The following is a 21,316-nucleotide window of genomic DNA, read 5'->3' as shown; positions in this document are numbered from 1 at the left end:
GTGCGCTCTCACCGCACCTGATCGTCCGGACACTGCCCCGTGGGGCACTGCCCGGAAAGCTCTCTTCGGTCTGCGGTTGCCCGCACGACCTCCGGCCAGTATCGCACGCCGCTCCCGGAAAGGACCGGAAGCCACATGCGATGATGACGGCGTGAGCACGTCAGCGCCTGCCCCCCGTCGTCCGATCGCGATGGCCGTCTTCCTCTTGATCACCGGGTTCGTCGGCCTGTACGGGTCCTTCTCCCTGGTGCTCGACGAGTTCAAGAAGTACGCCGACCCCGACACGGTGCTCTCGTGCGACGTGAACCCGTTCATCAGCTGCTCGGACGTGATGGCGAGCTGGCAGGGCCACCTGTTCGGGTTCCCGAACCCACTGCTCGGCGTGATGGGCTTCGTGGCGCCGATCGCCGTCGCGGTGATGATGCTCGCGGGCTTCCGCAACGGTTCGCGGTGGTTCTGGATCGCGTTCAACGCCGGCGTGTTCCTGGCGTGGGTCTTCGTGACGTGGCTCTTCACCCAGACCGTCTGGTTCATCGGCGCGCTGTGCCCGTGGTGCATGCTCGTGTGGTCGATGACGATCCCGATGTTCTGGGTGTTCACGATCTGGAACGCCGCGCAGGGCCGCTTCGGTGCCCGCACCCAGCGGGTCGGCCGGGCACTGCTCCCGTTCTGCTGGGCGTTCCCGCTGGCGAACTACCTGTTCATCGTCGTGACGATCATCATCAAGTTCCCGACCATCCTGACGGTCTTCTGATCCGATGCTGGGCGTCCCCGATGCGGCGCCCATGACGCTTCGATGACGCGTCACCGAATTCCTGGGGGCTTCCCAGGCAGGACGCCCGATCGACCTCCGGGCAGCACCTACGCTCGATCTCGATGAGCGAGAACGAGAGCAAGAAGGTCCGTCGCGACGCCGCCCGAGAGCGCGCTCGCGAAGCCCGGGTGCAGGAGCAGGCGCGACGTCGCCGCAACAAGACGCTCGGGATCAGCGGCATCATCGTCGGCAGCCTGGCGGTCGTCGCCGTGATCGTCCTGGTGATCGCGAACTCGGTGCAACCCGCGGGGCCCGGACCGCGCAACATGGCGAGCGACGGCATCCTGTTCACCGGCCAGAGCGGCGAGATCGTGCCCGTCGAGACGAAGGCGACACCCGACGGTGGGACCCCGACGGCGACGGACCAGGACGACTCGGTGGCGAACATCACCGTGTACTCGGACTACATGTGCCCGTACTGCAATCAGTTCGAGACAGCGCAGATGGACCAGATCGAGCAGTGGGTGAAGGCCGGCTCCGCGACGCTCGAACTGCACCCGTTCAACCTGCTCGACCGGGTGTCGCTCGGGTCGAAGTACTCCACCCGCTCCGCCGCCGCGGCCGCCTGTGTGGCGAACTACGACCCGGACGCGTTCCTGGCGTACAACACGTCGCTCTACGAGAACCAGCCGTCCGAGAGCACCAAGGGCCTGACGAACGACGAGCTGGCGTCCCTGGCGAAGGACGCCGGCGCGACGAACAGCAAGGTCACCTCGTGCATCACCGGGCAGCACTTCGCCGGGTGGGTCGCCGACGCCACGAACCGGGTGATGAACGACCCGATCCCGAACTCGTCACTCGACAAGGTGACGAGCACCCCGACGATCATCGTGAACGGCAAGCAGTTCACCGGCTCCCTGACCGACACCGACGCCTTCGCGTCGTTCGTCGAGCAGAACGGCGGCGCCGCGTAGGCACGAGGCAGCGCGACGACAAAGGCCCCCGCTTCCGGATGGAAGCGGGGGCCTTCGCTCGTGCGGGTGGTGCTACTTCGCCGCGGCGTCGATCGCGGTGATGACCGTGCTGAGGTCGTCGAGACGCTTGCCGTTGACGACCACGGTCGGCGTGCCGAAGCCCTGCGTGCCCTGCAGCGCCTCGTCCGCGGTGACGAGCTTCGTGGACTTGGTCACCCAGCCCTTGAACTGCTCGGTCGACAGGCACTCGGAGACGTTCGACCCGGTCGCGCCGCCCGCCTTCACGAGCTTCGCGATCTCGGCGTTCGTCAGGCCCGAGGTGCCCTCGGTGGGCTGGTTGTCGAAGAACTGCGTCTGGACGTCCAGGAACTTGTCCGGCGCGTAGTTCGCGACGCACATCGCGGCGTTCGCGGCCCGGCTGGCGTAGCGCGAGCTCTGGTAGCTGCGGTCGAGGATCGACACCGGCTGGATGGCCAGCGTCGCGTCGCCCGACTCCACCTTGTCCAGGATCTGGTCGGCGTAGGCGGCCTCGAACTGCTTGCAGACCGGGCAGGCCCAGTCGACGTACTCGGTGACCGCGACCGCACCGTCGGTGTTCGACGTCGGGACTGCCGACGGGGTTCCCTTCGCGGTGACGGCCTTCGTGGTCACCGGGGTGACCTCGCCGCCCTCGCCGGTGAACTGGATCGCGCCGGTGGCCATGTTCTTCGGCCCGGCAGCGGACACGGCGGGCGCGTTGTTCACGTTCACCACGACGAGCGTGATGATCGCGGCGATCGCGATGATGCCCAGGCCGATACCGCCCTGCAGGAACCACTTGTTGCGGCGCTTGCGACGCTTCTCGGCGTCGGCGCGCTGGCGCGAGACCTCACGCGCGTGCTGGCGACGCTCGTTCTTGGTGGGTCGGTCGTTGTTCGTCACGAGTCGTTCCCCCGGCGTCTCAGGCGAACCAGAGCGCGAGCTCGCGCGCCGACGACTCGGTGCTGTCCGACCCGTGCACCAGGTTCTGCTGCACCTTGAGGCCCCAGTCGCGACCGAGGTCGCCACGGATGGTGCCCGGCGCGGCGCTGGTGGGGTCGGTGGTGCCGGCGAGCGACCGGAAGCCGGCGATCACGCCGTTGCCGGCGACGCGCACGGCGACGACCGGACCGGACTGCATGAACTCGACGAGCGGCTCGAAGAACGGCTTGCCCTGGTGCTCCTCGTAGTGTGCGTCCAACAGGTCGCGCGGCGCGGTGAGCATCTTCAGGTCGACGATCTCGTAGCCCTTCGACTCGATGCGGCGGAGGATCTCACCGGTGAGCTGGCGGGCGACGCCGTCGGGCTTGACGAGGACGAGGGTCTCTTCGAGGTCGGACACGCAGTACTCCTAGTGTGTTCGCGGGATCGGAGGGGTGGTCAGTCCTCGCCCGTGGCGGCCCGGCGCGCGGCGTTCTGGCGGTCGAGCTGACCGCCCTTGACGAAGCAGAAGACCCACAGCGCCAGGAACACCACGGCGACCGCGAACATGAACGGTTCGATGAACCCGGTGGCGAGGATGGCCGCCTGCAGCAGCCACCCGAACCCTACACCGGCGGGGTTGCCGGTCAGACGTGAGGCCAGCGCCAGCACGACCATCGCACCGATGCCGCCGCCGAACGCCAGGGCCGGCGGCAGGGTCCCCTTGCCGAACACGACGAGCATCGGGAAGAAGAACATGATCGCCTCGAGCACGAGCGCGATCGACAGCAGGCTCTCCTGCGCCCCGCGGTCGCGTCGCGGCTTCCGGGTGCGCGGTGCGCGCCCCGGCCGGGAGGCACGTGGTGCGTTCGTCACTTCGTCTCGCCTTCCCGGTGGACCAGGTCCATGACCGCACCCACCATCACGATGGAGCCCGCGACGAGCACGAGGGCGTCCTCGGCGTCCGCCTCGTCCGCCAGGTCGCGTGCCTGCTGCAGCGCGGCGGCGAGCGACGGTTCGACGACGACACGGTCCGCGCCGACCTCGTCCACGACGACCTTCGCGAAGGCGTCCGCGTCGAGGGCACGCTCCCCCGGGGGCTGCGTGACGACGAAGGTCTCGACGGTGCCCTTCAGCGCGCGGACGAACCCGCGGGCGTCCTTGTCGCCGAGGATCCCGACGACGCCGACGACGTGCTCGGACGGGAAGGCCACCGGCAGGGCCTCGGCCAGGGCCTTGGCACCGTGCGGGTTGTGCGCCGCGTCGACCACGACGGTCGGGTCGGTGGCGATCGGCTGGAGGCGACCGGGGCTGGTGGCACCGGCGAGGCCCTCGGACAGGACGTCCTCGTCGAGCGCCTGGGTGCCCCGACCGAGGAACGACTCGACCGCGGCGATCGCGACGGCGGCGTTGTGGGCCTGGTGCCGCCCGAACAGCGGCAGGAACAGGTCGTCGTAGCGGCCGGCGATCCCCTGCACGGTGATGAGCTGACCGCCCACCGCCGGCGTCACGTCCAGGACACTGAACCCGGCGCCCTCGACCGCGAGGGTCGACTCGGTGAGCTCGGCGGCACGCTCGAGTTCGACGAGTGCCTCGGGGACCTGCTCGCTCGACACCACGGCGGACGACGGCTTGATGATCCCGGACTTGGTCCGCGCGATCTCCGCCACCGTGCTGCCGAGCTGCTTCGCGTGGTCGATGGCGATCGGCGTGAACACCGCGACCTGGCTCTGCACGACGTTGGTGGAGTCCCACTCGCCGCCCATGCCGACCTCGATCACGGCGACGTCAACGGGCGCCTCGGCGAAGCACGCCAGGGCCAGGACGGTCAGTGCCTCGAAGAAGGTGAGCGGGAGCTCGCCCTTGGCGGTGAGCTCCTGGTCGGTCAGTTCGAGGACCGGGGCGATGTCGTCCCAGTTCTCGACGAGCCGGCTCGGCTCGATCGGCTGCCCGTCGATGACGATGCGCTCCCGGATCGACACCAGGTGCGGGCTCGTCATCAGGCCGGTGCGCAGACCGTGGGCACGGACGATGCTCTCGGTCGTGCGTGCGGTGGACGTCTTGCCGTTCGTGCCGGTGATGTGGATCACCGGGTACGCCAGGTGCGGGTCGCCGAGCAGCTCGACGGCGCGACGGGTCGCGGTCAGGCGGTGCTCGGGCGACTGCTCACCGATCCGGGCGTACAGGGCGGCCTCGACGCGCTTGACTTCGTCGTCGTCACCGCCGTACGGCACAGCCTCGACCGGAGCGTCTCCGGACGGGCCCACCGGGATCCGGATGCCGTCCTCGTCGTGCTGGTCGTGCTCGTCGTACTGGTCGTCGTCGCTCATGCGCGTGACACCTCCACGGTCACCTTCGCGCCGTCACCGACATCGGTGGTGGCGCCTGCCCCGAGGGGCACGATCTCGACGCTCGTCGCCAGGGTCTCCCCCGCGATGAGCTGCTGATGGGTGCGCACCGACGCGTCGGCGGCCTCGTCGACCCCGAGGGTCAGGACGATGCGGTCGCTGACGTCCAGGTCGGCGTCGCGCCGGGCCTGCTGGACGGCACGGACGACGTCGCGGGCGAGCCCCTCGGCCTCGAGCTCGGGCGTGGTCACGGTGTCGAGCACCACGAAGCCGCCCTCGTCGAGGAACGCCACGGCGACCGACGGGTCGGCGACGGTGAGGTCGAGCGTGTACTCGCCCTCGACCAGGTCGACACCGCCGACGGTCACGCCGGACTCGGTCGCGGTCCAGTCGCCCTTCTTCGCGGCCGGGATCACCTGCTGCACGGCCTTGCCGATGCGCGGGCCGGCGACGCGGGCGTTGACGGTCAGCTTCCGCTCGATGCCGTACTGCGCCAGTGACTCCTCGGCCTGCGCCTCGAGCACGACCCGCTTGACGTTCAGCTCGTCGCGCAGGATGTCGGCGAACGGTTCGACCGCCGCCGGGTCCGGCACCACGAGGGTGAGCGTGGCGAGCGGCAGCCGGACGCGCTTGCCGGTCGCCTTGCGGAGCGCGAGGCCCTTCGAGGCGACGTCGCGCACGCGGTCCATCGCCGCGACGAGGGCGTCGTCGGCGGGGAACTCGGCCGCGTCGGGGAAGTCCGTCAGGTGCACGCTCCGACCACCGGTCAGGCCCTTCCAGATCTCCTCGGTGACGAGCGGGGCGAGCGGGGCCGCGACGCGGGTCAGGGTCTCGAGCACCGTGTACAGGGTGTCGAAGGCCGCACGGGCGTCGTCCCCTGCCGCACCGTCGGCCCCGGTCCAGAACTTGTCGCGCGACCGGCGGACGTACCAGTTCGTCAGCACGTCGGCGAAGTCGCGGACGGCCTGGGCCGCGAGCGGGGTGTCGAGCGCGTCGAGGTGCTGCTGCACGTCGGACACGAGCACCCGGGTCTTCGCGAGCAGGTACCGGTCGAGGACGTCGGTGCTGTCCGTTCGACGGGTGGCCCGGTACCCCGACTCCCCCGATGCGTTCGCGTACAGGGTGAAGAAGTAGTACGTCGACCACAGCGGGAGCATGAACTCGCGGACGCCCTGGCGGATGCCCTCCTCGGTGACGACGAGGTTGCCACCGCGGATCACCGACGAGGACATCAGGAACCAGCGCATGGCGTCGGCGCCGTCGCGGTCGAACACCTCGGAGACGTCCGGGTAGTTCCGCAGCGACTTCGACATCTTCTGACCGTCCGAGCCGAGGACGATGCCGTGGCTGATGACGTTCTTGAAAGCAGGCCGGTCGAACAGTGCCGTGGACAGCACGTGCATGACGTAGAACCAGCCGCGGGTCTGCCCGATGTACTCGACGATGAAGTCGGCCGGGTTGTGCGACTCGAACCACTCCCGGTTCTCGAACGGGTAGTGCACCTGGGCGTACGGCATCGACCCGGAGTCGAACCAGACGTCGAACACGTCGGTGATCCGGCGCATCGTCGAGTTCCCCGTGGGGTCGTCGGGGTTCGGACGGGTCAGGTCGTCGATGAACGGGCGGTGCAGGTCGACCTCGCCGTCGGCGTTCAGCGGCAGGCGACCGAAATCGCGCTCGATGTCCTCGAGCGAGCCGTACACGTCGGTGCGCGGGTACTCGGGGTCGTCGGACTGCCACACCGGGATCGGCGTGCCGAAGTAGCGGTTGCGCGACACCGACCAGTCGATGGCGTTGCCGACCCACTTGCCGAACTGGCCGTCCTTGACGTTCTCCGGCACCCAGTTGATGTCCTGGTTGAGCTCGCCCATGCGGTCGCGGAAGTCGGTGACCCGCACGAACCACGACGACACGGCCTTGTAGATGAGGGGCTTCCGGCACCGCCAGCAGTGCGGGTAGCTGTGCTCGTAGGACGCCTGGCGGAGCAGACGACCGGCGTCGCGGACGGCCTTGGTCAGCGGCTTGTTCGCGTCGGACCAGAGCATGCCGGCGACCTCGCCGAACTGCGAGGTGAAGACACCGCCCTCGTCGAGGGAGAGCACCACGGGGATGCCGGCGGCAGCACAGACCACCTGGTCGTCGGCACCGTAGGCCGGGGCCTGGTGCACGATGCCGGTGCCCTCGCCGGTCTCGACGTAGTCGGCGACCAGGATGCGCCAGGCGTGCTCCATGCCCTCGGCTTCGGCGAGGAAGTCGAACAGGCGCTCGTACTCGACGCCGTCGAGCTCCGCACCCGTCAGGGTGCGGACGACCGCGGCAGCGGCGTCCTCGGCCGTCTCGTAGCCGAGGTCCTTCGCGTAGGGGGCCACGGTGTCCGAAGCCAACAGGTACGAGACGGAACCGGCGTCGGCGCCGTCAGCCGCGCCTCCCGGCCCCGCAGGGAGCACCACGTACGAGACCGCAGGCCCGACGGCCAACGCGGCGTTCGTGGGCAGGGTCCAGGGGGTCGTCGTCCAGGCGAGCGCACGCACGCCGGCCAGCCCGAGCGAATCGGCGCGCGCACCCTGCAGCGGGAACGACACCGTGACGGACTGGTCCTGGCGCATCTTGTAGACGTCGTCGTCCATGCGCAGCTCGTGGTTCGACAGCGGCGTCTGGTCGTTCCAGCAGTACGGCAGGACCCGGAAGCCCTCGTACGCCAGGCCCTTGTCCCAGAGCTGCTTCCACGCCCACAGCACGCTCTCCATGAACGTGGTGTCGAGCGTCTTGTAGTCGTCCTCGAAGTCGACCCAGCGCGCCTGGCGGGTGACGTACTGCTGCCACTCGTCGGTGTACTGCAGCACGGACTTCTTGGCGGCGGCGTTGAACACGTCGACGCCCATCTCGTCGATCTCGTGCTTCTCGGTGATGCCGAGCTGGCGCATCGCCTCGAGCTCGGCGGGCAGCCCGTGGGTGTCCCAGCCGAAGCGTCGGTGCACCTGCTTGCCGCGCATGGTCTGGTAGCGCGGGAAGACGTCCTTGGCGTACCCGGTCAGCAGGTGACCGTAGTGCGGCAGGCCGTTCGCGAACGGCGGGCCGTCGTAGAAGGTCCACTCGTCGCAGCCCTGGCGCTGGTCGATGGACGCCTGGAACGTGTCGTCGCCCTTCCAGAAGGCGAGGATCCCCCGCTCGACGGCGGGGAAGGACGGCGAGGGGACGACGCCATCGGCATCGGCGTTCAACGGGTACGGCACCGGGACTCCTTGTGGGTTCGCTCGATCTCCACGAGGACGGAGCACGCTCCGCGGTACCACCTCGCTTGCCATGCCGTGCTGTCCGCACGTCACGACCGCTCGTGTTCGGGTTCGGTGCGGCCCGGTCCGCCCGGTTCTACTGACGAGCCGCTCGCGCGGACCGCGTTCTTCCGGGAGCTCCCCGGTGATGGCCGGATCGACGCTCGTGTGACACGAGTTTAGCGGACGGGAGCATGCTGGAGGGATGCCCGACGACTCTGCCTCCGGCGAACGCCCGGAGTCCTCCCTCACCGTCATCATCGCCTTCGGCGCGAACCTGCTCGTCGCGATCGCGAAGACCATCGCGTCGCTCATCTCGGGTTCGGCCTCGATGGTGGCCGAGGCAGCGCACTCGTGGGCGGACACCGGCAACGAGATCTTCCTGCTGGTCGCCGAACGACGGGGCGGGCGGAAGCGCGACACCGCACACCCGCTCGGGTACGGACGCGAGACCTACATCTGGTCGATGTTCGCCGCGTTCGGGCTGTTCACCGCGGGCGCCATCGTGTCGATCTACCACGGCATCTCCGAGCTCGGCGAGACGGGTCCGGCCGAGGACGTCCTGCTCAACTACATCGTGCTCGCGCTGTCGTTCTGCCTCGAGGGCACGAGCTTCCTGCAGGCCTACCGCCAGGCGCACGGAGCGGCGACGAAGCGCAAGGTGCCGGTGCTGCGCCACGTGCTGCAGTCCTCGAACCCGACACTGCGGGCCGTGTTCGCCGAGGACGCCGCTGCGCTCATCGGCCTCGTCGTCGCGTTCCTCGGGGTGTTCCTGCACCAGATCACCGGCCTGGCGATCTTCGACGCGATCGGGTCCATCGCGATCGGCCTGCTGCTCGGGGTCGTGGCGATCATCCTCATCGACCGCAACCGCCGCTTCCTGCTCGGCGAGAGCACGTCGCCCGAGCTCGAGAACGCCGTGCTCGTCGAGCTGCTCGGCCGCTCGCAGATCGAACGTGTCACCTACCTGCACCTGGAGTTCGTCGGACCGTCGCGGGTGTACCTCGTCGCCGCCGTCGACCTGACGGGCAACGAGAACGAGGAGCACGTCGCGGTCCGGTTGCGCGACGTCGAGAAGTCGCTCGAGGACAGCCCGTACATCGAGGAAGCCGTGCTGACGCTGAGCTACCCGGGCGACGCCTCGCTGCGGCCGACGAGCGACGAGGTGCCCGAGGTGGTGCGCGACGGGACGGCCTCGGACGTGGCCGCCGGCGGCGCCGGGACGCTGCGCACCGACTGACGCGCGGGCGGCCGTCGACGGCGTCAGCGGGCGTCGAGGCCGGCGACCACCGGGGTCAGCGCCGCCGCGACGTACTCGACGAGCGGCCGGCGGGCCACCCCGTCGGCGACCCACACCCCGAACGCCGCAGCAGCCGCCCCGAGCACCGCGCCCGAGACCGTCTGCGGCCAGAGCGACCCCGGCTGCTCCCCCGTGCGCCCGGCCACGAAGGCCGCGACGGCCCCGTGCTGCGCCATCACCCGGACGGCGACCCCGGCGACGAGCTCGGAGCCGATGCCCATCACCTCGGCCTGCGCGACCGCCCACGGCACCCGCTCGGGGTCGTGGGCCTGGGCCGCGGCGAGCAGGGCCTGCTCCACCGCACGCACCGCACTGGGTTCGGTCGAGGCCGCCAGGTACCCGGGCAGCCCCGCGACCGCGGCGTCGAGCTCGAGCCACATCACGTCCGACTTCGCCGTGAAGTAGTTGAAGAACGTCGCGCGGCTGACCCCCGCACGCACAGCGATCTGGTCGACCGTGGTGCGTGCGTACCCCTGCTCGAGGAACAGCTCGGCAGCGGCGTCCGCGAGGACCTCGGCGCTCGAGCGTCGGGGCCGGCCACCGCGGCGGATCGGTTCGTCCATGGGCCCCAGTAAACCGCTAGACTCGTTCAGCCATGATCTTGGACTCAGTACAGAAAACCGTCGCCGCCGTCGCGAGCGCCACCGCCGTCGTCCTCGTCCTCGCGGGGTGCAGCGGCGCCGGGACGAGCACCACGAGCAGCAAGCCGGTGAGCGGCGGGACCCTGACGTACGCCTCCGGCGATGCCGAGCCCACCTGCCTCGACCCGCACGTCGGCGGCAACTACCCGCAGGCGCTCCTGGCGACGCAGTACATCGAGGAGCTCGTCGGGCTCGAGGACGGCGAGCCGACGCCCGAGCTCGCGACGAAGTGGACCACGAGCGACGACGGCAAGACCCTCACCTTCACGCTGCGCGACGACGTCACCTTCACCGACGGCACCCCGTTCGACGCCGCCGCCGTCGTGGCGAACATCGAGCACGTGCAGGACCCGGCCACCGCCTCGAGCACCGGGTACCTCGCGCTGCAGTCCATCACGAAGGCGACGGCCACCGACGACTACACCGTGACGCTCTCGCTGAGCCGTCCGGACAGCGCGCTGCTCGAGTCGTTCTCGCAGCCGTGGGTCGGCATGGAGTCCCCGAAGGCGCTCGAACGCAAGCAGGCGACGAACTGCGAGTCGCCCGTCGGCACCGGCCCGTTCGAGGTCACCGGGTGGAAGCACGGCGACCGCGTCACCCTGACGAAGAACAGCGACCACTGGGGCACGACGAAGCCGCGCCTGTCCGGCATCACGTGGCGGTTCCTGCCCGACTCGACGTCGCGCTACGCGGCGCTGCAGTCCGGGCAGGTCGACGTCATCGACAACGCGCAGCCCGACCAGCTCAAGGCGGCGTCGGCGAAGGGCGCCATCCGCGACCTCGACGCCCCGCGCCCTGGCGCCTCGAACCGCCTCGAGCTGAACTCCGGCCACGGCGTGTTCCGTGACGAGGCCGTGCGGCAGGCGTTCATCGCGGGTGCCGAGATCGACCCCGGCCTGCAGTCGCTGTTCCTCGGCACCGCGAAGCGCTCGTACTCCGTGCTCTCGAGTGCCGAACCGCTGGCGTACTCGGAGAAGAGCCGGTTCGACTACTCCCCGACGAAGGCGAAGCAGCTGCTCGACGACGCCGGTTGGAAGGTCGGGTCGGACGGCATCCGCGGCAAGGACGGCCAGCAGCTGACCGTGACGTTCCCGGTGTCGACGAACCAGTCGGTGCCGGCCGAGCGCAGCCTGTTCCAGCAGATCCAGGCATCCGAGAAGGCCGTCGGGTTCAAGGTCGTGCTCGACGAGCTCGACCTCTCCAGCTGGTACGCGGCCCTCGCGGCGAACGAGTACGACGTGGTCAGCGCCCCGTACACGAAGGTCGGCCCCGACGTCCTGCGGATCCTGTACGACAGCGCGAGCATCGAGCCGGCGCCGTCCGGGTACTTCGCGAACCTCGCGCAGCTCGACGACCCCGCACTCGACACCCTGCTCGAGCAGGCGGCCCGCACCTCGGACGCCGACGAGCGCGCCGACCTGTACGAGCAGTCGCAGAAGGCGATCCTGGCGAGCGACACCGTGCTGCCCCTCTACGACCAGCAGAACCACTTCCTGGTGCGCTCGGCCGTGCACGGCATCCAGACGACCTCGGTGTCCACGCCCTGGTTCGGCACGGCCTGGATCGACCGCTGACACGGATGCCCTGGGTGTGGTGGGCCGTCCGACGGCTCGCGGGCGGGATCGGCGTGCTCTGGGCCGTCGCGACGATCGTGTTCGTCGCGATCCGGCTCATCCCCGGCGACCCCGCACTCGCGATCCTCGGTGGTCCGGGCTCGCAGGCCTCCGCCGAGGCCGTCGCCCAGGTCCGGCACGAGTACGGCCTCGACCAGCCGGTGCTCGTGCAGTACGCGGTGTTCCTCGGACGCCTCGCCACCCTGCAGCTCGGTGACTCGTACGCCTTCCGCACCCCGGTCGCGACGCTGCTCGGCCAGCAGCTGCCCGTCACGCTCACCCTGGCGGTGGCCGGGCTCGTCGTCGCCTGGGTCCTGGCGATCGTCGCGGCCTGGTGGTCGACGCAGCGCGGTCGGTTCGCAGCCGGGCTGACGAGCGCGCTGAGCGTCACCGCGAGCGTGATGCCGCACTTCTGGCTCGGCAGCGTGCTCATCGTGGTGTTCGCGAGCGCCCTCGGTTGGGTGCCCGCGGTCAGCGACGGAACCGTGCGCGGCTGGGTGCTCCCGGTGCTGACGGTGGCCGTCCCGGTCGCCGGGTACCTGGCCGAGACCGTCCGCGACGGGGTCGTCGATGCGCAACGGTCCGCCTTCGCCCTCGCCGCCCGGGGCCGTGGTGAGACCCGCCTCGGGCTCTTCGCCCGGCACCTGCTCCGCCACGCGGCGCTGCCCGGGATCGCCCTGTCCGCCTGGGCGTTCGGGTCCCTCGTGTCCGGCGCCGTCGTCGTCGAGTCCGTGTTCGCGCTGCCCGGCATCGGTCGCGCCCTGGTGACCGCGGTGACGCAGCGGGACATGCCGCTCGTCGCCGGCATCGCGCTGGTGTCCGCCGCTGCCTACGTCGTGGTGCTCGCGGTCGCGGACCTCGTCGAACGTCTCGTCGACCCGCGCACCGGCGCCCCGCGCACAGGGCGCGCGCGTGCTCCGCGCGCCGCCCGACGCCGTGGAGCCGACCACGAGGCGGCCGCGCGGTGAGCGGCATCGCCGAGCCGAGCCTCCCGACCGACCGGTCCGCCGACGGACGCCCGGCAGCCGGACGCGGTCCCCGCACCCTCGGCGTCCCCGGCGCCGTCGCGGGTGCCGTGGTCCTGCTCGCCGTCGTGGCGGCCGCGTGGCCGGCGCTGCTCGGCGGCGCGGACCCGCTCGCGGTGCACCCGTCGGAGGCGCTCCTCGCGCCGAGCGGCGCGCACCCCTTCGGCACCGATGAATCCGGACGCGACGTCCTGTCCCGCGTCGTCGCCGGCACGCGGGCCTCGCTCGTGGTCGGTGTCGTCGCGACCCTGATCGGCGGCGGGACCGGCGTCGTGCTCGGCGTCGCCGCCGGCCTCGGTGCCGGCGCCGGACGCTTCGGTCGGCTGCTCGACGCCGTGATCGGCCGCGTCACCGAGGTCGCGTTCGCCCTGCCGCTGCTGCTCGTCGCCCTGGTGGTCATCGCCGTCACCGGCCCCGGCCCGGTGCCCGCCGTGCTCGCCGTCGGCTTCGCCACCGCCCCCGGCTACGCCCGCATCGTCCGTGGTCTGGTCCGTGCCGCCCGGTCGTCCCAGGTCGTCGAGACCGCCGTGCTGCTCGGCCGCTCCCCCGTCCGCATCGTGGTCCGGCACGTCCTGCCCACCGCACTCTGGCCCGTCGTCGCGGTCGCCACGCTCGGCGTCGGTCAGGCGATCGTCTGGGCCTCGGCGCTGAGCTACCTCGGCGTCGGCACACCACCCCCGGCTCCGGAGTGGGGCGCGATGCTCGCCGACGGCCGGACCTACCTGCAGACCGCACCGTGGATGAGCACCTTCCCCGGGCTCGCCATCGTGGTGCTCGCGACCGCCGTCACCGTGCTCGGTCGCGCGATCCGCCGAACAGGAGTCGTCCGATGACCACCGTCCTCGAGGTCCAGGCGCTGCACGTCGCCATCGCGGGCACGCCGATCGTGCACGACGTCGCCCTGCGGGTCGACGCCGGCGAGTGCGTCGCCCTGGTCGGCGCCTCCGGCTCCGGCAAGACCGTCACCGCCCGCGCCGCGCTCGGCCTGTCCGCACCCGGCTCCGCCGTCCGCGCCGACGCCTTCACCGTCGCCGGCCTCGACGTCCGCGCCTTCTCCGATCGTCGGTGGCGCCAGGTGCGCGGGTCTCGGGTCGGCTACGTCGGCCAGGAGGCCCTGGGCGCGTTGGACCCGCTGCGTCCCGTCGGACGCGAGGTCGCCGACAGCCTCCGCCTGCACACCGAGTTGGGTGCGGCCGAGCGCGTGGACGCCGTGCGCGATGCCCTGCGGGCGGTGGGCCTCGACCCGGACATCGCGACCGACGGCCGACTCGCCGGCACGCTGTCGGGCGGGATGCGGCAGCGGGCCCTCATCGCCGCGGCCACCATCGGGTCGCCGGCGCTCGTGGTCGCCGACGAGCCCACGACCGCACTGGACGCCGGGGTCGCGGTCACCGTGATGGAGCAGTTGCGGGTGGCGCAGCAGCGCGGGGCGGGGCTGCTCGTGATCACGCACGACCTCGGGCTCGTCGCGGGGTGGGCCGACCGGGTGGCCGTCATGCACGAAGGCCGGATCGTCGAGCAGGGCCCGGTCGCCTCGGTGTTGCAGGATCCGCAGCACGCCGCGACGCAGTCCCTGGTGCGCGCGGCCACTGGCGCTCGGTGCGAGGTAGATCACTCCGTGCGAGCTTCCGACGACGCACGGAGTGATCAACCTCGCACGGGGCACGGCGGGAGGGCTGGCGGAAGGGCTGGCGTCCTCGTCGCCACGGGGCTCGCGCGCGACTACGAGGGCGTCCGCGCCGTCGACGACGTGTCGTTCGGGCTCGACCGCGGGCGAGTGCTCGGGGTGATCGGCGCCTCGGGGTCGGGCAAGACCACCCTGGCGCGGATGCTCCTCGGGCTCGAGACGCCCGACGCCGGCACGGTCTCGCTCGACGGAGCCCCCTGGGTACCGCTCCCCGAACACGACCGACGACCCCGACGCCACCGGGTCGCGGCCGTCGTGCAGGACCCCGGCGCCACGTTCGACGAGCGGTGGTCGGTCGAGCGGGTCCTCGCCGACGCGTTCTCGCGGGGCGACGACCGCCGCGCCCGTGGTTCCCTCGCCGCCCGGGTGGACGCAGCCCTGCGACAGGTGGACCTCGACCCGGCGCTCCGGCCGCGGTCGCCGCTGACCCTGTCCGGTGGGCAACGGCAGCGACTCGCGATCGCCCGGGCACTCGCCACCGACCCCGAGGTGATCGTCCTCGACGAGCCGGTCACCGCCCTCGACGCCACCGTGCAGGACGCCGTGCTGACCCTGCTCGAGCGGCTCCGCGACGACACCGGCGTAACGATGGTCTTCGTGTCGCACGACCTGCGGGCCGTTCGACGGATGGCCGACGACGTGCTGGTCGTGCACCGGGGCGCGGTCGTCGAGCACGGCCCCGCCGCGACGGTGTTCGCGCGCCCGTCGCACCCGGTGACCGCGCACCTGCTGCAGGCCGCGGAGCGGCTCGCGACGGGCCCCGCAGCCGACTTCACGGGCTGAGCGACAGTTCGCGCGGTGCCGCGTCCGCGAACTGTCGCTGCGCGCGTGACGTCACCCACGGCCCTGAACGTGACCGGAGGCCCGGTGTGCGTCCGTGGCGGACGTGCACCGGGCCTCCAGGGCGGGTTGCCGCGGGGCGGCCCCGGGGTCAGGAGTCGGCGGACTCCTTCTTCGCAGCGTCACCCGAGATGATCGGGATCTCACTCGTCGCGAACTCCTTCGCCCAGTCGGACTGTGCGAACTCCGAGTTCGGGTCGTTGTAGTCGTCGATCACGCCGGCGACCTCGTCCTCGGAACCGACCGTCGGGCCGGAGCCCATGAGCGGCGTGGCGGCGGTCTCCTTGGTGAAGTACACCGCGACGAGCCCGATGACGGCGGCCAGCATCAGGTAGAAGGCCGGGATGTCCTCGGCCCAGCCGTAGCCGGCGTCCTTTGCGGCGTTGATGAGCGCCGAGGTCGCGAGCGGGGTCGTGCCACCGAACAGCGACACGGAGACGTTGAACGCGATCGCGAGCGCGCCGTAGCGGATGATCGTCGGGAACAGCGCGGGCAGCGTCGACGGCATGGTCGAGGTGAACGTGACGAGCACGACACCGAGGATGAGCAGGCCGGAGAACACCCCGACGCCCGTGCCGGTCTGGACGAGCTTGAGGGCCGGCCAGGACAGCAGGATGAAGCCGATGCAGCCGGCGGCGAGCACCGGGCGACGACCGAACTTGTCGGACAGCCGGCCACCGAACGTGATGACGACCATCATGAGCAGCATCACGACGACGATCAGGATGAGGCCGAACGTGGCGTTCTGGCCGAGGTTCTGCTCGAGGTAGGTCGGCATGTACGACAGCAGCATGTAGTCGGTCACGTTGAAGACCAGGACCAGGCCGATGCAGATGATGAGCGCGCGCCAGTTCTCGGCGAAGAGCTTGAGGAACGGGGTCTTCTGCCCCTCGCGCTCGGCGGCCTGCTCCTGCTGCTTCTGGAAGGCCGGGGTCTCCTCGAGCTTGAGGCGCAGGTACAGCCCGATCAGGCCGAGCGGGCCCGCGATGATGAACGGGATGCGCCAGCCCCAGCTGAGCAGGGCGTCCTCGGACAGGCCGAACTGCAGGCCGGTGACGATCGACGCGCCGAGCACGTAGCCGGCCAGGGTGCCGAACTCGAGCCACGAGCCCATGAACCCACGGCGCTTGTCGGGCGAGTACTCGGCGATGAAGGTCGCGGCGCCGCCGTACTCACCGCCGGTCGAGAAGCCCTGCACGAAGCGGGCCACGAGCAGCAGGACCGGAGCCCAGAAGCCGATCGAGTCGTACGACGGGATCAGGCCGATCATCAGCGTGCCGGCGGCCATCAGGATCATCGTCAGCGCGAGGACCTTCTGCCGGCCGATCCGGTCGCCGATCGGACCGAAGACGGCGCCACCGATCGGTCGGACGATGAACGCCGCGGCGAAGAACCCGAAGGTCGCGACGATGTTCGCGGCCGGGTCGCCCTGCGGCAGGAAGACCTGCGAGATCGTGACGGTCAGGTACGCGAAGATGCCGAAGTCGAACCACTCCATCGCGTTGCCGAGGGCGGCGGCCGCCACGGCGCGCTTGAGCAGCGACTCCTCGACGACGGTGACGTCGTCCTTCGTCAGGTTGCGCCGAGCGCGCTTCGCAGCGCCCTTCGTGCGCAGCGGTCGGTCGCCGTGCGGCAGCGGCCGATCGCCGTGCGGGTGGGGTGCGTCGTTCGGTGCCAAGTCGTTCCTCCGGTGTGCGGTGCGTCCTTCGGGCGTCCGGCGGACGGCAACGGTGCAGTTCCTGCGAACCCGCGCTCGCCGGACAAACTCCGACAGACTACCAGGTCTCCGGCGTGTCCGACAGGTCGGTGTGGTAATCGCCGCTCCGACGCGTCACCGATCGGAGCGGAGGAACACCGGGGCTGCCCGGACCCGCACCGACGCCGCACCGCGGACCACGGTCAGCCGGCTCGTCGCCCCGGTCGCCGAGACCAGCGAGGAGCCGCCCGGCATGCCGACCGACGTCGTGCGGACTCCCGACGTCGACCAGACGACGCGGACCACGTCCCCGCCCGAGCCGTACCTGACGATCCAGACCCCGCCCGTGCCGGCCCGTTCGACCGCCACGAACCGGCGATCACCGACGGTGCGCACGAGGACCGCGTAGGCCGCGGCAGCCCGCCGCGCCGTGTACCCACCACTGGCTGAGCCGTACAGGCCGTACCCGGTCGGTGTCGACGCCGCGTCGTTCAGGGTGAACGGCACGACGAGCGTGACACCGAGGTGCGCGGCGAGCGCTCCCCAGCGCACCAGCCAGGCGGACTGCACTGCGGGGGTGACGGTACCCGCCTGCCCCGGCGGACCGGCCTGCCAGCCGCCTTCGGTCCACCAGACCGGGACGGAGCGGTGTTGCGCCGTGAGGGCCGTCCGGAGCTCCCGCATCGCGGGCCCCAGAGTCGTCTCCGGCGGTCGTGTCCCGGTGTACGCGTGGACCGACACCGCGTCGACCGTCGCCGGACCACCTGCGGCGAGCCACTGCCGGAGCCACGGGTGCAGGCCGTCCGCCCCGAGCAGGCTCATGGCGGGACCCACCACCACGGAGCCCGGCGCCGCGGCGTGGACGGCCGCGGACGCCGCCCGGGTCAGTGCGACGTAGCGTGCAGCACTGCTGGCCTCCGGCGCGACGGTGTTCGGCCACTCGTTCCAGACCTCGTACCCCGCCACGTCCGGGCCGAACGTCGCGGCGACGAACCCCGCGTACCGTGCGAACGCGGCGATGCCGGCGGCTGTGGTCGGACCACCACCGCCGTCGTGGTGGGGATTGCCGTAGTCGAGGACGATGAGCGGTCGGATCCCCGCCGCGCGGAGACGGTCGACGGACTTCCGGTACGACGCGGGCATGACGAGTTCGTCCCGGGCCTTCTCGACGCCCGTCCACCACAGGTCGACCCGAGCGGTCCCCACGCCGAGCCCCGCCGCCAGGGCCACCTTCGCGCCGTCCGCCGTGGTGTCGATGCCGGAACCGATCCCGAACCGAGCCGAACCGGTCGCGGCCGCGACCGGCACCGGCGGGGACATCGGCAGGAGCAGCGCGGCCACACCGACGAAGGCGGTCGCGACTTTCTCGAAGGTATTCACGGATTGCACCCTACGAGCATTTCCGATCAATGCAAACAATTGCATTCGTGCGGCATTTGCGTATTTCCGCCGAAAGAATTCCCCATCCAGCATTCCCGCGGTCGACTCCGGGTCTCCGGTACCGGGTAACCTTGGGACACCACGCACCAGGCGTGGACACTCAGGCACCTCATCACGGACTCGGTGCCGCACACACGCACGGAAGGCGCAGCCATGACCAAGCCCATGCCCGAGAAGCCCAGCGTCGACGGACTCGAGCAGGTCTGGGGGCCGGTCTGGGAGCAGGACGGCACCTACCGCTTCGACCGTGACGCCGCCGGCCACCGCGACGCCGTCTACTCGATCGACACCCCGCCGCCGACCGCCTCCGGGTCGCTGCACATCGGGCACGTCTTCTCGTACACGCACACCGACCTCAAGGCGCGGTTCGAGCGCATGCGGGGCAAGCACGTCTTCTACCCGATGGGCTGGGACGACAACGGCCTGCCGACCGAGCGCCGCGTGCAGAACTACTACGGCGTCCGCTGCGACCCGACGCTCCCCTACGACCCCGACTTCACGCCGCCGTTCGAGGGCGGCGACGGCAAGTCGTCGAAGGCCGCCGACCAGCTGCCGATCTCGCGCCGCAACTTCATCGCGCTGTGCGACCAGCTGACCGTGCAGGACGAGCAGCAGTTCGAGGAGCTCTTCCGCACCCTCGGCCTGTCGGTGGACTGGACGCAGTCGTACCGCACCATCGACGACACCTCGCGGGCGAGCGCGCAGCGTGCCTTCCTCCGCAACCTCGCGCGCGGCGAGGCCTACCAGGCCGACGCCCCGACCCTGTGGGACGTCACGTTCCGCACCGCGGTCGCGCAGGCCGAGCTCGAGGACAAGGAGATGCCCGGCGCGTACCACGGCATCGCCTTCCACCGCACCGACGGTGGCGACGACGTCGTGATCCAGACGACCCGTCCCGAGCTGCTGCCGGCGTGCGTCGCCCTCGTCGCACACCCGGACGACGAGCGGTTCCAGGACCTGTTCGGCACCACGGTCCGCTCGCCCCTGTTCGACGTCGAGGTCCCGGTGCTCGCGCACCACCTGGCGCAGAAGGACAAGGGCGCCGGCATCGCGATGGTCTGCACCTTCGGCGACACCACCGACGTGGTCTGGTGGCGCGAGCTGCAGCTGCCGAACCGCGCGATCCTCGGCTTCGACGGCCGTGTCCGTTCCGACGAGCCCGCGTGGATCGAGTCGGCGACCGGCAAGGCGCTCTACGCCGAGATGGCCGGCAAGACCGTGTTCTCGGCGAAGAAGGTCGTCGTGGACGCCCTGACCGAGTCCGGCGAGCTCGTCGGCGACGTCAAGACGATCAACCACCCGGTGAAGTTCTTCGAGAAGGGCGACAAGCCCCTCGAGATCGTCTCGACCCGCCAGTGGTACATCGTCAACGGCGCCCGCGACGAAGCCCTGAAGACGACGCTCCGCGCCCGCGGCGAGGAGATCGCGTTCCACCCCGACTTCATGCGCGTCCGCTACGACAACTGGGTCGGTGGCCTGTCCGGCGACTGGCTCATCTCGCGCCAGCGGTTCTTCGGCGTGCCGATCCCCGTCTGGTACCCGCTCGACGCCGACGGCAACCCGGTGTTCGACCAGCCGATCGTCCCGACCGAGGCGCAGCTGCCCGTCGACCCGTCGTCCGACCCGGCACCCGGCTACTCCGAGGACCAGCGCGGCGTCGCCGGCGGGTTCCAGGGCGAGCTCGACGTCATGGACACCTGGGCCACGTCGTCGCTCACCCCGCAGCTCGCGGGCAAGTGGGAGACCGACCCGGCGCTGTACGACCTGGTGTACCCGTACGACGTCCGCCCGCAGGCACAGGACATCATCCGCACGTGGCTCTTCACGACGGTGCTCCGCAGCCAGCTCGAAGCGGACACCGCGCCGTGGAAGCACGCGAGCATCTCCGGCTTCATCGTCGACCCCGACCGCAAGAAGATGTCGAAGTCGAAGGGCAACGTCGTCACGCCGCTGTCGATCCTCGAGCAGCACGGTGCCGACGCGGTCCGCTACTGGGCGGCCTCGTCCAAGCTCGGCACCGATGCGGCCTTCGACCCGCAGAACCCGAAGCAGATCAAGGTCGGCCGTCGTCTGGCCATCAAGGTCCTGAACGCCGCCAAGTTCGTCTACGGCTTCCCGCTGCCCGAGGGCGCCACGAGCGTCACCGAGGCACTCGACGTCGACATGCTCGCCGAGCTCGGTGCGGTCGTCGAGCAGGCCACCGCCGCGTTCGACGGCTTCGACCACGCCCGCGCGCTCGAGATCACGGAGCGGTTCTTCTGGACCTTCTGCGACGACTACCTCGAGCTCGTGAAGGAGCGTGCCTACGGCACGGCGGCCGACGCGACGCACGAGACCCAGGCGAGCGCGGTCCTGGCGCTGCGCGGCGCGATCGACGTGCTGCTCCGACTGCTGGCACCGTTCCTCCCGTACGCGACGGAAGAGGTGTGGGCCTGGACCCACGAGACCAGCGTGCACCGGGCCTCCTGGCCGACCGCTGCTGACCTGCCCACCGACGCGGCCCCCACCGGGCTGCTCGCGGCCGTCGGACAGGCGCTCATCGGGATCCGCGGCGCGAAGACGTCGGCGAAGGCGTCCCAGAAGACGCCCGTCACGCGTGCCGTCGTCGCCGCGCCGGCCGAGACGCGGGCGCTCATCGAGCGCGCGGCGGTCGACCTGGCGGCCGTCGGCCGCATCGAAAACCTGTCGTTCGTCGACGGCGACGAGCTCGCCGTCACCGAGATCGAGCTGGCGGAACAGCAGGCGTAACGTCGGTCGTCCGGGCCGGGTCGCGTCGGCGACCCGGCC

16 protein-coding genes are annotated in these 21,316 nt (G+C 70.9%); 8 read left to right on the top strand and 8 right to left on the bottom strand.

Features of this window, described 5'->3' with window-relative positions:
* Nucleotides 1-151 precede the first annotated feature (151 nt).
* Together EDF48_RS05235 and EDF48_RS05230 are read left to right on the top strand one after the other, a co-directional pair.
* Nucleotides 152-754, top strand: a complete 603-nt coding sequence (locus EDF48_RS05235) for a vitamin K epoxide reductase family protein (RefSeq protein ID WP_243648896.1) — start codon at nt 152-154, stop codon at nt 752-754.
* 122 nt (nt 755-876) lie between these two features.
* Nucleotides 877-1,728, top strand: coding sequence for a thioredoxin domain-containing protein (locus EDF48_RS05230; protein WP_131878554.1), 852 nt, complete (start codon nt 877-879; stop codon nt 1,726-1,728).
* A gap of 72 nt (nt 1,729-1,800) precedes the next feature.
* Here the strand turns inward: EDF48_RS05230 and EDF48_RS05225 are convergent, their stop codons facing one another.
* Genes EDF48_RS05225 through ileS form a run of 5 tightly spaced genes read right to left on the bottom strand, consistent with a single transcriptional unit; the run spans nt 1,801 to nt 8,248 of the window.
* Nucleotides 1,801-2,649, bottom strand: a complete 849-nt coding sequence (locus EDF48_RS05225; protein WP_131878552.1) for a thioredoxin domain-containing protein — start codon at nt 2,647-2,649, stop codon at nt 1,801-1,803.
* 19 nt (nt 2,650-2,668) lie between these two features.
* Nucleotides 2,669-3,088 (bottom strand): nucleoside-diphosphate kinase, encoded by a 420-nt coding sequence (gene ndk / locus EDF48_RS05220; protein ID WP_111084529.1) that lies wholly within the window; start codon nt 3,086-3,088, stop codon nt 2,669-2,671.
* Between the two features lie 38 nt (nt 3,089-3,126).
* Nucleotides 3,127-3,543, bottom strand: coding sequence for a DUF4233 domain-containing protein (locus tag EDF48_RS05215; protein WP_131878550.1), 417 nt, complete (start codon nt 3,541-3,543; stop codon nt 3,127-3,129).
* Nucleotides 3,540-4,997 carry a folylpolyglutamate synthase/dihydrofolate synthase family protein gene (locus EDF48_RS05210; RefSeq protein WP_207906644.1) on the bottom strand — a complete coding sequence of 486 codons (1,458 nt, stop codon included), beginning with the start codon at nt 4,995-4,997 and terminating at the stop codon, nt 3,540-3,542. The genes EDF48_RS05215 and EDF48_RS05210 overlap by 4 nt, the downstream gene beginning before the upstream one ends.
* A complete protein-coding gene (gene ileS / locus EDF48_RS05205; RefSeq protein WP_131878548.1) occupies nt 4,994-8,248 on the bottom strand; it encodes an isoleucine--tRNA ligase in 3,255 nt (1,084 codons plus the stop codon). Before ileS ends, EDF48_RS05210 begins: the two co-directional genes overlap by 4 nt.
* A gap of 244 nt (nt 8,249-8,492) precedes the next feature.
* Here ileS and EDF48_RS05200 point away from each other — a divergent pair, with 244 nt between their 5' ends.
* Nucleotides 8,493-9,527: a cation diffusion facilitator family transporter gene (locus EDF48_RS05200; protein ID WP_131878546.1), complete on the top strand. Its 1,035-nt coding sequence runs from the start codon at nt 8,493-8,495 to the stop codon at nt 9,525-9,527.
* 23 nt (nt 9,528-9,550) lie between these two features.
* Here the strand turns inward: EDF48_RS05200 and EDF48_RS05195 are convergent, their stop codons facing one another.
* Complete coding sequence (locus tag EDF48_RS05195; RefSeq protein WP_131878544.1) at nt 9,551-10,150, bottom strand: TetR/AcrR family transcriptional regulator; 600 nt, start codon at nt 10,148-10,150, stop codon at nt 9,551-9,553.
* 32 nt (nt 10,151-10,182) lie between these two features.
* On the opposite strand from EDF48_RS05195, the gene EDF48_RS05190 reads away from it, so the two are divergent.
* Genes EDF48_RS05190 through EDF48_RS05175 form a run of 4 tightly spaced genes read left to right on the top strand, consistent with a single transcriptional unit; the run spans nt 10,183 to nt 15,336 of the window.
* The gene (locus tag EDF48_RS05190; RefSeq protein ID WP_131878541.1) at nt 10,183-11,802 is read left to right on the top strand and encodes an ABC transporter substrate-binding protein; all 1,620 of its coding nucleotides are present in this window, start codon (nt 10,183-10,185) and stop codon (nt 11,800-11,802) included.
* 5 nt (nt 11,803-11,807) lie between these two features.
* Nucleotides 11,808-12,809 carry an ABC transporter permease gene (locus EDF48_RS05185; protein WP_243692388.1) on the top strand — a complete coding sequence of 334 codons (1,002 nt, stop codon included), beginning with the start codon at nt 11,808-11,810 and terminating at the stop codon, nt 12,807-12,809.
* Nucleotides 12,806-13,699 (top strand): ABC transporter permease, encoded by an 894-nt coding sequence (locus tag EDF48_RS05180; RefSeq protein WP_131878539.1) that lies wholly within the window; start codon nt 12,806-12,808, stop codon nt 13,697-13,699. The genes EDF48_RS05185 and EDF48_RS05180 overlap by 4 nt, the downstream gene beginning before the upstream one ends.
* Nucleotides 13,696-15,336 (top strand): ABC transporter ATP-binding protein, encoded by a 1,641-nt coding sequence (locus tag EDF48_RS05175; RefSeq protein ID WP_131878537.1) that lies wholly within the window; start codon nt 13,696-13,698, stop codon nt 15,334-15,336. Before EDF48_RS05180 ends, EDF48_RS05175 begins: the two co-directional genes overlap by 4 nt.
* A 148-nt stretch (nt 15,337-15,484) precedes the next feature.
* On the opposite strand, the gene proP is transcribed toward EDF48_RS05175, so the two are convergent.
* Nucleotides 15,485-17,071, bottom strand: coding sequence for a glycine betaine/L-proline transporter ProP (proP, locus tag EDF48_RS05170; protein WP_235035912.1), 1,587 nt, complete (start codon nt 17,069-17,071; stop codon nt 15,485-15,487).
* A gap of 153 nt (nt 17,072-17,224) precedes the next feature.
* The gene (locus EDF48_RS05165) at nt 17,225-18,469 is read right to left on the bottom strand and encodes a glycosyl hydrolase (protein ID WP_131878536.1); all 1,245 of its coding nucleotides are present in this window, start codon (nt 18,467-18,469) and stop codon (nt 17,225-17,227) included.
* 213 nt (nt 18,470-18,682) lie between these two features.
* On the opposite strand from EDF48_RS05165, the gene valS reads away from it, so the two are divergent.
* The gene (gene valS, locus EDF48_RS05160) at nt 18,683-21,277 is read left to right on the top strand and encodes a valine--tRNA ligase (protein ID WP_165932318.1); all 2,595 of its coding nucleotides are present in this window, start codon (nt 18,683-18,685) and stop codon (nt 21,275-21,277) included.
* Nucleotides 21,278-21,316 lie beyond the last annotated feature (39 nt).

The organism is Curtobacterium sp. PhB191, from assembly GCF_004346515.1.
Classification (GTDB): Bacteria; Actinomycetota; Actinomycetes; order Actinomycetales; family Microbacteriaceae; genus Curtobacterium.
This window is presented reverse-complemented; position numbering and strand designations above follow the sequence as displayed.

Excerpts from the sequence above, each read along its gene's own strand:
- EDF48_RS05175 (WP_131878537.1), top strand. The coding sequence starts at position 13,696 with ATGACCACCGTCCTCGAGGTCCAGGCGCTGCACGTCGCCATCGCGGGC.
- EDF48_RS05230 (WP_131878554.1), top strand. The coding sequence starts at position 877 with ATGAGCGAGAACGAGAGCAAGAAGGTCCGTCGCGACGCCGCCCGAGAG.
- EDF48_RS05210 (WP_207906644.1), bottom strand. The coding sequence starts at position 4,997 with ATGAGCGACGACGACCAGTACGACGAGCACGACCAGCACGACGAGGAC.
- EDF48_RS05200 (WP_131878546.1), top strand. The coding sequence starts at position 8,493 with ATGCCCGACGACTCTGCCTCCGGCGAACGCCCGGAGTCCTCCCTCACC.
- EDF48_RS05190 (WP_131878541.1), top strand. The coding sequence starts at position 10,183 with ATGATCTTGGACTCAGTACAGAAAACCGTCGCCGCCGTCGCGAGCGCC.
- EDF48_RS05195 (WP_131878544.1), bottom strand. The coding sequence starts at position 10,150 with ATGGACGAACCGATCCGCCGCGGTGGCCGGCCCCGACGCTCGAGCGCC.
- valS (WP_165932318.1), top strand. The coding sequence starts at position 18,683 with ATGACCAAGCCCATGCCCGAGAAGCCCAGCGTCGACGGACTCGAGCAG.
- EDF48_RS05185 (WP_243692388.1), top strand. The coding sequence starts at position 11,808 with ATGCCCTGGGTGTGGTGGGCCGTCCGACGGCTCGCGGGCGGGATCGGC.